Genomic DNA, 10,989 nt, shown 5'->3' with positions numbered 1-10,989 from the left:
CGCCCGTACGCCGCGTTTGCCAATTCACCGACGACGTCGGTGTTGATGCGGGCATAGACCTCGTCAGGCAGTTGGCCTGGCGCGTGCGCGATGCCGGCAAGATGCACGACATGGCTCACGCCCTCGACGAGCGGCGACCAATTTGCCTCCCGCGCAAGGTCAGGGAGCGCCACGCGCTCCACGCCAGCCATGTCGGGGATCGCGGCGGGGTCGCGGGCGGCGGCACGCACCGTCCAGCCGCTTGCGGCGAGCGCGCGCACCAGAGGCTTGCCGATGAAGCCCGACGCCCCGGTGATGAGCATCGTTCGCCCGGTCACTTGCCGCCTCGCAAAAGCACATGGAGCACATAGAACGTGGCACCTGCGCCGAGCCCGAGCAATATGATGTCGGCGATGGTGGAGTTGAGGACCACCGCCGTGACCGCGAGCGAAGCGAGCAGCAAGCCGAGCACGAAGATCCGCGCCGTCACTTGCGGCGGCGTCATGCCGGCGATTACCGCGCGCTGATAATAATGGGAGCGGTGGGCGGTGAAGATGGGCTCGCGGTTGGCCGCGCGGCGGACGAGCGTGATGGTCGAATCGGACATGGTGTAGAGCGCGAGCAGCAGCGCCGCGGCGAGGTTGGTTCCCGCCACGGTGATCAGCATGAAGGCAAGCAGGAGCCCGATCGGCAGGCTGCCCGCGTCGCCAAGAAACACTTGCGCCGGGTGCTTGTTGAAGGCGGCAAAGCCGAGCATGGCGCCGAGCAGGACGAGCGCCAGGAACCCGATGCTTGCCGGCACGGCGCTCAAGCCTGCGAGTGCCGCCACTCCAAGCGTGATCGGCACCACCTGCGCCGCGGTGACCCAGTCGAGCCCGTCGAGAAAGTTGACGGCGTTGACGAACCATACGGTGCCGAGCACGAGCAGCGCCCGCTCCAGCAAGGCGGGAATGAGACCGTGGAACAGCCGCAAGTCCTCCGGCAGGCTGAGCACCATGACGAGGGCGGCAAGGGTCTGGCCGATGAAGCGCCATAAGACCGGCAGCGCGCGGGCATCGTCGGCAAGCCCGAGCACCATCAGCCCGCCAGCGGCAACCAGCACCGGCCATAGCGCCGTCATGGGGCCGCCCCGCGCGCCCCACAACGGCCAAGCGGCGGCGTAGACGATGAACAGCGCGACCATGACGCCAACGCCGGCGCCCTGCGGCGTGGCGCGGACATGCGAGGAGCGCTCGTTGGGATGGGCGAGGAGATAGCGCACGAGCAGAGGCTTGAGGAAATAGATCAATACGCTCGAAAGCGCCGCGGCCGACGCGACCACGGCGATCGCCAGAACGAATTGGGCTCCTTGCATCGCCTCAATGGAGCATGCGCGAGACCGGCTGCCACTCGTCCTTGACCGAGGCCGGATGGCCGGTGCCCCCCGGCTTATAGCCTTCGACGGTGGCGCGCAGCATCTCTTGCAGATCGGCCTCGTCGTGCCTTTGGATGGCGTCGTCGAGACGCTCGAGCGCCGCGACCAGCTCGGCATGGGCAAGCACCGGCTCCGAGTTCTTGAAGATGCGCGGATGGCTGGTTCCGGTGGTGTTCTCGCCGATGAGCAGTTCCTCGTAGAGCTTCTCGCCCCGCCTGAGCCCGATATATTCGATGGCGATGTCGCCGTCTTGATTGTCGTCGTCGCGCACCTCGAGGCCCGAAAGGCGGACCATGGTGCGGGCGAGATCGTCGATCTTCACCGGCGTCCCCATGTCGAGCACGAACACCTCGCCGCCGCTCGCCATGGCGCCGGCCTGGATCACCAGCTGAGCCGCCTCGGGGATCGACATGAAATAGCGGATGATCTCAGGGTGGGTGACCGTGACCGGGCCTCCGGCCTGGATCTGATTGCGGAAGCGGCGCACCACCGAGCCTGACGAATCGAGCACATTGCCGAAGCGCACCATGGTGAACACGGTCGTTCCATGCGGCTCGGCCAGCGCCTGCAGGATGAGCTCGGCGAGCCGCTTGCTCGCGCCCATGACGTTGGTGGGGCGCACCGCCTTGTCGCTCGACACGAGCACGAAGCGCTCCACCCGCGCCTCCTTGGCGGCTTCCGCCAGCGTCAGCGTGCCGAAGGTGTTGTTCTGCAGCCCGGTGAATGGGTTCACTTCGACGAGCGGCACGTGCTTATAGGCGGCGGCGTGGTAGATCACCTCGACGTCGTAGTTGCTGATGGTGCGGGCGACGAGCTTGCGGTCGAGCACCGAGCCGAGCACCGGGACGATCTTGGTGTCGGCGAGCGGCGCCGCCTCCGGCTCTTTGGCCCGGCGCCATTTGAGCTCTTCGATCTCCATATCGATCTCGTAGAGCGCCACCTCCGACAGCTCGAACAGGATCAGCGTCTTCGGCCCAAGCTCGAGCAGCTGGCGGGTGAGCTCCGAGCCGATCGAGCCTCCGGCTCCGGTGATCATCACCACCTTGTCCTTCACGTGGCCGGTCAGCAGCTCAAGCTCCGGCGCTACTGGATCGCGGCCGAGCAGATCCTCGACCTCGATCGGCCTGAGATCGCTCACCTCGACGCGGCCCGAGGCGATCTCTTCCAGCGCCGGCAGCGTCTTCACCACCACCGGGAAGGGCTCGAGCGCCTTGATCGCCGCTCGCCGCTCGCTGCGCAGCGCCGACGGCATGGCGAGCAGCACCTCTTTGACATTCTCGGTGGTGATCACCTTGCCGATCTTGCCGGGCCGCAGCACCTTGACGCCATGCACCACCTGGCCTGCGAGCGATGGGCTGTTGTCGATGAAGGCGACCATGTTGAACTGATTGGTCTCGTTCAGGGCTCTGAGCAGCTGGATGCCCATGGTGCCGGCGCCATAAATGATGACGTTCTTGCGTTCATCGAAGCTTACCGGTTTATGCTGCGGCGCCGCTTTCAGCAGCAGCGAGCCGGCCCATTGGCGGGAGAGACGGATGAGGCCTGCGGCGATCAGGCCATAGATCACCACCACCGACCGCGGATGGCCCTTGATGCCCGACAGGAGCACCAGCAGCGCCCAGGCGAGCACGGCGATGATCACCGCGACATAGATGCGTGTCGTTCCTTCCGGCCCGATGTACCTGGTGACGAGCTTGTACAGCCCGCGCATATGGAAGGTGATGACTCCGATGATGGGCGCGGCCGCCATCAGCAAGATCATGCCGAAGGATTCAGGAATGTAGAACTGGCTCAAGCGCAGCGAATAGGCGGCCCACAGCGCGATGGTGAGCAGCACCAAATCGTTGGCGATGAGAAAGAATCGCTTGAACCAGCGAGGCCGCTCGATGAGCCAGACGGCTGAACGCATGTGAAGGTCCACCCCGAACCGGCAGCTTTGGCCGGAACCCCGTTTGTCTTGGCATCGCGCTCTTCAATCAGAGTGCGCCGCACCATAGCTGATGCCCCCGGCGAACGGAAGCACGCAACCAATTTCCATAACAGCAGAAAATCGGCGAAAAGATGCCCTTCGCAGCCGCGCCTAACCGAGGATCACCACATGCAGCCGTTTCGGCCCGTGCGCGCCTCTGACGATGGTCTGCTCGATATCGGCGGTGCGCGATGGGCCGCTGATCAGATTGACGGTGCGCGGCAGACTGCCTTCGCCATAGATCGCGCGCAAACGATCGAAGGCCGCTTCGTAAGAGCCGACCACATCGCCGGCGCGGACGAGAATAAAGTGGACCTCCGGCAGGAAGGCGAGCGTCGTCGGATTGTCGGCCCCTGAGACGAGGACCAAGGTGCCGGTTTCCGCCACGGCGGTAACGGCGCCCGACAAGGCGGCGCGATCGTCAGGCACGGCGCGGCCGGAGAGCCGCTCGAGTAGCGGCGCTGTGTCCCAGGGCAGCGCCCCAAGCATGGGATCGTTTCCCATGCGCAAGATCGAGGGGAGATTATGGGCGCCGAGATCCCCGACAATTACGCGGACGGCCTCCTCTGGGGTCGTTGCCCGCGTGGTTTCGGCGCCTTGGCTTTTGAGCATGGTGATCATGAGGTCGAGCAGGGCTTCATGGTCGGCGCGCGCGCGGCCCGGGATCGTGCCACGCGGATGATTGTGCAAGCGCCCCTCGACCGCTTGCTCTCGCTTTCTGTCCTTGCTCGTGACGCCGAGCGCCGCACGGATGCGCGACAGAACCAAAGCGCGGGCTTGATCGGAAGGGGTCATTGCGACTCGCTCCTCCGCGTCTCACCGTAGAGCTCATGAAACGTCTTGCCTTGCGGCGCCGGCAGATCGCGCGTGCCGGTCCAGGCGCCGGCGAAGGGCAGGGCGCTGAAACGCCCGCGGCCCCCGGCGAGCCGCGCGAGCAACGGCACGATCGCGCGCGAAAGCGCGTGATAGAGCCGCGGGCGCTTCGCCGCGAAGGCCCACATCTTGAGAGCGAGGCGCTGCCGGAACGGCGGATCGCCCCGTTCGAAATCGCGCTCCCGCCATTTGCGCATCATCGAGGGCAAGGGGATCGCCATGGGGCAGACTTCCTCGCAGCGTCCGCAGAAGCTCGATGCGTTGGGCAGGTCCCGCGCGTGGTCGATGCCGTAGAGTGCCGGCGTCAGCACCGCCCCCATGGGGCCTGGGTAGAGCGAGCCATAGGCGTGGCCGCCGATCGTGCCATAGACCGGGCAATGGTTGAGGCAGGCGCCGCAGCGGATGCAGCGGAGCATGTCGTGGAAGTCGCCGCCGAGCATTTCGCTCCGTCCGTTGTCGAGCAGCACGACGTGGTATTGGCGCGGGCCGTCGGGATCGCCTTCGCGGGCGGGCCCGGTGGCGAACGTGGTGTAGGTGGTGATCTCCTGTCCGGTGGCCGAGCGGGCAAGCAGCCTGAGCACGGTGCAGGCATCCTCGAGCGTCGGCACGAGCTTCTCGATCGAGGCGATGACGATGTGCACCTTGGGCAGTGTCTGCGTGAGATCGCCATTTCCCTCATTGGTGACGATCACCGACGATCCGGTCTCGGCGATGAGCAGGTTGGCGCCGGTGATGCCGGCGTCGGCGGCGACGAACTTCTGGCGCAGCACGGCGCGGGCTTCGGCCACGAGGTCCGGCACGGCGCTCAAGGAGCGGTCTTGCGGCAGGCCGCGATGGGCGCGGACGAAATCCTCGGCGATCTCCTCTTTGTTGAGGTGGATCACCGGAGCGATGATGTGGCTTGGCGCCTCGCCTCTGATCTGGATGATATGCTCGCCGAGATCGGTCTCAGCCACCTCGATGCCGGCGGCTTCGAGATGGGCGTTGAGCCCGACCTCCTCCGACACCATGGACTTTCCCTTGGTGACGAGGCGGGCGCCGGCCTCCTTGCAGATCTTCAGCACGATGTCGCGCGCGTCAGCCGCGCTCGGCGCGAAATGCACGCGGCCTCCGCTGTCGATGACTTTCCGCTCATAGGCTTCGAGATAGAGGTCGAGATTTTGGAGCGTATGGTCCTTCAGCGCGCGCGCCTCATCGCGCAGCAGGTCGAACTCAGGCAGCTTCGCCTTGGCGTTTGCCCGCTTGACGATGAAGCCGCGTTTGACGTTGAGAAGCGCCCGCTGCAGCTTGGCGTCGGCGAGCGCGCGCGCGGCGCTTTCCTTGAAGTCTTGCGGCGAAGCGTCGGCCAAGGCGGCTCACCCAGCCTTCCGGGCTTGCCCGATGGCAGGGCCCTCGGTCATGCCGGCCAACACCTCTGCCACGTGCCGGCACTCCACAGGCGAGCCGTCGCGTGACAGTCTGCCGGCGATGTGGAGGAGACAGCCTAGGTCGCCGGCAAGCAGGCAAGCCGCGCCGGACTTGACGACGTTGCGGACTTTGGCCTCGTCGATGGCGCTGGAGATCTCCGGATATTTGACCGAGAAAGTGCCGCCGAAGCCACAGCACACTTCGGTCTCCTCCATCTCGGTAAGCGCGAGCCCCTCCACGCTTGCCAGCAACCGCCGCGGCGCGTCGCGCACCTTCAGCTCGCGCAAGGACGAGCAGGAATCGTGATAGGTGACGGTTCCGTCGAACCGCGCGGCAACCTTGTCGAACCCAAGCACCTCGACGAGGAAGCTTGTGAGCTCGTAGCTCTTGGCGCCGAGCGCGCGGGCTCTTTCGGCGAAGTGCGGATCGTCGGCGAGAAGGGAAGGGTAGTGCACGCGCAGCATCCCGGCGCACGACCCTGACGGCGCCACCACATAGTCGAAGCGCTCGAATGTCTCGATCACGGCTTTGGCGATCGCTTTGGCATCGGCCCGGTCGCCGGAATTGTAGGCCGGCTGTCCGCAACAGGTCTGGCTCTCCGGCACTTCGACCCTTGCGCCGGCATCGTTAAGAAGCTTGATCGCGGCGAAGCCCACGCTCGGCCGCAACAAATCCACCAAACAGGTGACGAAGAGCCCGACCAAGGGCGGCTTTTCGGCTGCTTCCGTCGTCATTCTCACCCTGATGGTTAAGACCTGGGGGCCGGTGGGCCTGGTGGCTGGCAGGATAGGGACGCCCCGATGTACCATCGGCGCTCTGGCGTAAGAAGTCCGAAGTCGGCCACGACCGGAACCAGGAGGGGGTAGTGCGGAGGATCAGGGCGGCCTTAGGCTTGGGGGCCGCGTTGTTCGTTGTCTTGCCCGCCGGACCCGGCATTCCGGCCGAGCCCTTGCGCCTCACCATGCCCGTCGTCTACGGCACCCATCTGCCTGGGCTCGGCGAGCCGGCGGCGCGGCTTGCCAAGCTCGTCAAGCAACTCTCTGGCGGCGCTCTCGAGCTCGACCTGAAAGAGCCGGGCGACGGCACGGAGCCGCAAGAGATCCTCGACAAGGTCTCGCGCGGGCAGGTCGATGCCGGCTTCGCCACGGCAAATTTCTGGGCGGCGAAGGTGCCGGCAGCGGCGCTGTTCGGCGGCTTCCCCTTCGGGCCTGACGCCAAGGGCTATGTCGACTGGTTCTTCGCCGGCGACGGACGGAAGCTTTACCAGGAGATGTACGACGAGGCCGAGCTGAACGTGCATGTCATCCCGTGCGCCTTCGGCGGCGGCGAGGCCTCGGGCTGGTTCGCCAAGGAGCTCCGCAAGCCCGAGGACCTCAAAGGCTTCCGCATGCGCGGCTTCGGGCTTGGCGGCCGCGTCATGTCGCGGCTTGGCGCCACTACGGTGGTCGTGCCTGGCGGAAAGCTCGGCAGGGCCTTCGACAAGCATGAGATCGACGGTGCGGAGTTTCTCACCCCCGCCGTCGATGAGCGCCAGCGCCTGCAGGATCACGTGAAGCTCATCTATGTGCCGGGGTGGCACCAGCCCGAGACGGTGTTCGAGCTTCTCATCAATCAGGACCGCTGGAACGCGCTCGACGATCAGCAGCAAACCGTGCTCGACACCGCCTGCCGGGCGATGCTGCTTGCCACCCTAGCCGAAAGCCCGCGCCTGCAAGCCCAAGCGCTCGACGACCTCGCCAAGGATGGGGTGAAGGTCGAAACCTGGTCCGACGAGATGATGGGCGCGTTTCGCCGCGCCTGGGGCGAGGTGGCTGAGGAAGAAGGCAGCCGCGACCCCTTCTTCAAGAAGGTACTTGACGACCTCGAGAAATTCCGCGCCGCGAAGCCGAGCCCCAAGCCGTCATCTGCCTCGTCGGCACCTTAAGGGCGACGGCGCCGCCCGCAGCCGCTTGACCGGCTGCGAGCGGGTTCGGCGCGAACTGCCGGTGCTATTTGTTCGTTGCCAAATAGGCGATGATGTCGGCCCGCGTATTGGCGTCGGGAACGCCTGGAAACGTCAACGACATCAGCGAATCAGGGATCAACGCCTTAGGGTTGGCGATCCACTTGTCGATATTCTCTTCCGTCCAGACATAACCCTCCTCGCCGAGCTTCTTCATACCGGCTGAGTAGCTGGGGTAGTCGGCCACGCTCGCCGCTTTCCGCCCGACGATTCCGTTGAGCTCTGGTCCCACCAGCGTCTTGGCACCTGGACCGATCTGGTGACAGGTGGCGCACAGCGCGGTCGTGAAGTCCGCCTTGCCCTTTTCGGCATCGCCAGCCGCCTGGGCCGACCCGCCCAACACCGCAAGCGCCACCGCAGCGACGGCAACACGCAGTACCTTCCTCATTCTCATACCTCCCTTAGACTGAGCCTGGCAGGGATCTTGGCGCCCCGTTTCGGCGTTGACCCGAGAGTCTGCTTGCTCTCGATCCGCGGGGAAACTGTAACAGAAGCCGCCAATTGGCGAGAAGTCTCGTTATGCGGCATGATAACCCGGCGAATACTTGAGGAGTTCCCAAGGGTTCGGGGCATATTGCGAGGGCGCCGTCCCCATGCGAAACATCGTTGGCGCTGAAGGGGGACCATATCCAAGTGCGGTTGGACGGGCCACGCGTCCCTTGGAGCCACCATGTCTCTACTCACTTTGCCGAAGCCCGACGAGACCATCCTTCGCCGCCGTGACGAGATCATCCGGCAGCTCAGGAAGCTCGTGCCCAGTGCGGTGCTGATCACCGATCATGAAGGCCGCCGCACCTTCGAGACCGATGCGCTCACCGCCTATCGCTGCATGCCGCTCGCCGTGGTGCTGCCCGGCAGCACCGAGGAGGTGAGCGCGATCCTGCGCTACTGCCACGACACCAAGATCAAGGTGGTGCCGCGCGGCGCCGGTACTTCGCTCTCAGGCGGCGCGCTGCCGCTCGAAGACTCCATCGTGCTTGGCATCAGCCGCATGACGCGGGTGCTTTCCATCGACGAGGCGAACCGCGCGGCCCGCGTCGAGGCCGGCATCACCAACATCGCCATCACCAATGCCGCCGCGGTGCATGGTTATTTCTATGCGCCGGACCCGTCGAGCCAGCTCGCCTGCACGCTCGCCGGCAATATCGCCATGAACTCTGGTGGCGCCCATTGCCTGAAATACGGCGTCACCACCAACAACCTGCTCAGCGTGCGCATGGTGCTGATGAACGGCGAAGTCATCGACATCGGCGGCGACTATCTCGACGCTCCGGGCTACGACTTCCTTGGTCTGATCACGGGCTCCGAAGGACAGTTCGGTGTGGTCACCGAGGCGACCGTGCGCCTGTTGAAGGCCCCTGAAGGCGCCCGGCCAATGCTGCTCGGCTTCGATTCATCGGAGGCCGCCGGCGCTTGCGTCGCCGGCATCATCGCCGCCGGCATCGTGCCGGTGGCCATCGAGTTCATGGACAAGCCTGCGATCCAGGTTTGCGAGAATTTCGCCGGTGCCGGCTACCCTCTCGACGTCGAGGCCATGCTGATCGTCGAGGTTGAAGGCTCCAACGACGAGATCGACGCCCTGCTCGGGACCATCGCCGAGATTGCCGAGCGCTATGCCCCGCGCGTGGTACGGGCGAGCAAGAGTGCCGAGGAGAGCGTGTCGATCTGGAAGGGGCGGAAGGCCGCCTTCGGCGCCATCGGCCAATTGTCCGACTATTTTTGCATGGACGGCGTGATTCCGCTTTCCAAGCTCCCCGAGGCCTTGACCGAGGTTGGCGAGATCTGCCGCCGCCACAGATTCCGCGTGGTCAATATCTTCCACGCCGGCGACGGCAATCTGCATCCTCTGATCCTCTACAATGCCAACGACCGGGCTGAGCTCGAGCGCGCCGAGATGTGCGGGGCGGAGATCCTCAAGCTTTGCGTCAAGCTCGGCGGCTGCCTGACCGGAGAGCATGGCGTCGGCATCGAGAAGCGCGAGCTGATGCGGGTGCAGTTCACCGCCGCCGACATCGCCCAGCAGATGCGAGTGAAAGGCGTGTTCGATCCCGACTGGCTGCTCAATCCCGCCAAGGTCTTTCCGCTGGAAGGGCGCGAGCGCCAGTGACCGGGAACCTGCGCCTCGGCTTCCATGCTCCGGCCACGTCGCGGGAGATTTCCGACTTGGTCGCCGAGGCGGCGCACGCGAAAATTCCGCTGGAGGTGAGAGGGCGCGGCTCCAAATACGAGGTCGGGCGCTGGATTCAGTCGAGCTCGGTAGTAAGCACCGAGCATCTCGTCGGCATCTCGCTTTACGAACCTGGCGAGCTCGTGCTGTCGGCCGCCGCCGGCACCCCGCTCGACGACATCCGCAACATTCTCGCCGAGCACAGCCAGCAGCTCGCCTTCGAGCCGATCGATCTCGGGCCGGCGCTCGGGACGCATCCAGGACAGTCCTCGATCGGCGGGGTGTTCGCCACCAACCTTTCAGGCAGCCGCCGCATCCAGGTTGGCGCCGCGCGCGACCATCTGCTCGGGGTTGCTTGCATCAATGGCTGGGGCGAGCCCTTCAAATCCGGCGGCCGCGTCATGAAGAACGTCACCGGCTACGACCTGTGCAAGGCAATGGCCGGCTCCTGGGGGACGCTTGCGGTGGTGACCGAGGTCACCATGAAGGTTCTCCCGGTAGCTGCCGAGACCCGCACGCTGCTCTGCCTCGGCCTGCCGGACCAGACCGCCGTCGACGTGATGACGCTGTGCCTCGGCACGCCGTTCGAGGTCTCAGGCACCGTACATCTGCAAGCCCCGCTCGCCGCCAAGCTGTCCGACCCTGACGTCGCCAGAGGCGGCGCCGCGGTCACCGCCATCAGGGTGGAGAATTTCCCGGCAGCCGCGCGCTACCGGGTCGGGCGCCTGAAAGACCGGCTCGCAGCCTATTCGCCGGCGGTCGAGCTCGACAATGCGCGGAGCCGGGCCTTCTGGGAGGAGATCAGGACCTTGCGCATGTTCGCCGGCTCCGACCGTCCGCTGTGGCGCATCTCCACCATTCCCTCGCGCGCCGCCAAGCTCGTTTCCATCGTCGCCCGTACGCTGGACATCCGCGTCTCCTATGATTGGTCAGGCGGGCTGATCTGGCTCGAGACGCCGCCGACCTCCGACGCCGGCACCGTGGAGATCCGCCGCGCCATCGCCGAATTCGGCGGCCACGCCACTCTGATCCGCGCCGAGCGGGCGACGCGGGCAAGCGTCGAGGTGTTTCAGCCGCTCGACCCGCCGCTCGCTTCCTTGACCGCGCGGCTGAAAGCAGCCTTCGATCCGGCCGGCATTCTCAACCCCGGCCGCATGTATCCCGGAGTCTAGGCGCCC

The 10,989-nt window shown here is 65.7% G+C and carries 10 protein-coding genes; 3 read left to right on the top strand and 7 right to left on the bottom strand.

From position 1 onward, the window contains the following. The 6 genes from ACREC7_RS08355 to ACREC7_RS08330 form a co-directional block, all read right to left on the bottom strand. Window positions 1-317: NAD-dependent epimerase/dehydratase family protein (locus tag ACREC7_RS08355; protein ID WP_431555224.1), on the bottom strand; the 317-nt coding region annotated here is incomplete at its 3' end. Further along, the gene (locus ACREC7_RS08350; RefSeq protein ID WP_431555223.1) at window positions 314-1,333 is read right to left on the bottom strand and encodes a glycosyl transferase; all 1,020 of its coding nucleotides are present in this window, start codon (window positions 1,331-1,333) and stop codon (window positions 314-316) included. The genes ACREC7_RS08350 and ACREC7_RS08355, both read right to left, overlap by 4 nt. Before the next feature lie 4 nt (window positions 1,334-1,337). After that, the gene (locus tag ACREC7_RS08345; protein WP_431555222.1) at window positions 1,338-3,302 is read right to left on the bottom strand and encodes a polysaccharide biosynthesis protein; all 1,965 of its coding nucleotides are present in this window, start codon (window positions 3,300-3,302) and stop codon (window positions 1,338-1,340) included. Between the two features lie 171 nt (window positions 3,303-3,473). Beyond that, window positions 3,474-4,157, bottom strand: coding sequence for a LutC/YkgG family protein (locus ACREC7_RS08340; protein WP_431555221.1), 684 nt, complete (start codon window positions 4,155-4,157; stop codon window positions 3,474-3,476). Continuing rightward, window positions 4,154-5,584, bottom strand: a complete 1,431-nt coding sequence (locus ACREC7_RS08335; RefSeq protein ID WP_431555220.1) for a LutB/LldF family L-lactate oxidation iron-sulfur protein — start codon at window positions 5,582-5,584, stop codon at window positions 4,154-4,156. Before ACREC7_RS08335 ends, ACREC7_RS08340 begins: the two co-directional genes overlap by 4 nt. Before the next feature lie 6 nt (window positions 5,585-5,590). Next, a complete protein-coding gene (locus ACREC7_RS08330; RefSeq protein ID WP_431555219.1) occupies window positions 5,591-6,376 on the bottom strand; it encodes a (Fe-S)-binding protein in 786 nt (261 codons plus the stop codon). 170 nt (window positions 6,377-6,546) lie between these two features. On the opposite strand from ACREC7_RS08330, the gene ACREC7_RS08325 reads away from it, so the two are divergent. After that, entirely contained in the window at window positions 6,547-7,566 is a 1,020-nt protein-coding gene (locus ACREC7_RS08325) for a TRAP transporter substrate-binding protein (RefSeq protein WP_431555218.1), read from the top strand. A gap of 64 nt (window positions 7,567-7,630) precedes the next feature. On the opposite strand, the gene ACREC7_RS08320 is transcribed toward ACREC7_RS08325, so the two are convergent. Then, window positions 7,631-8,032 carry a c-type cytochrome gene (locus ACREC7_RS08320; protein ID WP_431555217.1) on the bottom strand — a complete coding sequence of 134 codons (402 nt, stop codon included), beginning with the start codon at window positions 8,030-8,032 and terminating at the stop codon, window positions 7,631-7,633. A 282-nt stretch (window positions 8,033-8,314) separates the two neighbouring features. Between ACREC7_RS08320 and ACREC7_RS08315 the strand changes: the two genes are divergently transcribed. Both ACREC7_RS08315 and glcE read left to right on the top strand, forming a co-directional pair. Then, entirely contained in the window at window positions 8,315-9,751 is a 1,437-nt protein-coding gene (locus tag ACREC7_RS08315) for an FAD-linked oxidase C-terminal domain-containing protein (protein ID WP_431555216.1), read from the top strand. Beyond that, window positions 9,748-10,983 carry a glycolate oxidase subunit GlcE gene (gene glcE / locus ACREC7_RS08310; protein WP_431555215.1) on the top strand — a complete coding sequence of 412 codons (1,236 nt, stop codon included), beginning with the start codon at window positions 9,748-9,750 and terminating at the stop codon, window positions 10,981-10,983. The genes ACREC7_RS08315 and glcE overlap by 4 nt, the downstream gene beginning before the upstream one ends. Window positions 10,984-10,989: the final 6 nt, after the last annotated feature.

Source organism: Methyloceanibacter sp. (assembly GCF_050728395.1).
Lineage (GTDB): Bacteria > Pseudomonadota > Alphaproteobacteria > Rhizobiales > Methyloligellaceae > Methyloceanibacter.
This window is presented reverse-complemented; position numbering and strand designations above follow the sequence as displayed.

Bases quoted from the DNA above. Each gene is read 5' to 3' on its own strand.
- ACREC7_RS08320 (WP_431555217.1), bottom strand. From the start codon at position 8,032: ATGAGGAAGGTACTGCGTGTTGCCGTCGCTGCGGTGGCGCTTGCGGTG.
- ACREC7_RS08315 (WP_431555216.1), top strand. From the start codon at position 8,315: ATGTCTCTACTCACTTTGCCGAAGCCCGACGAGACCATCCTTCGCCGC.
- ACREC7_RS08345 (WP_431555222.1), bottom strand. From the start codon at position 3,302: ATGCGTTCAGCCGTCTGGCTCATCGAGCGGCCTCGCTGGTTCAAGCGA.
- ACREC7_RS08350 (WP_431555223.1), bottom strand. From the start codon at position 1,333: ATGCAAGGAGCCCAATTCGTTCTGGCGATCGCCGTGGTCGCGTCGGCC.
- ACREC7_RS08330 (WP_431555219.1), bottom strand. From the start codon at position 6,376: ATGACGACGGAAGCAGCCGAAAAGCCGCCCTTGGTCGGGCTCTTCGTC.
- ACREC7_RS08340 (WP_431555221.1), bottom strand. From the start codon at position 4,157: ATGACCCCTTCCGATCAAGCCCGCGCTTTGGTTCTGTCGCGCATCCGT.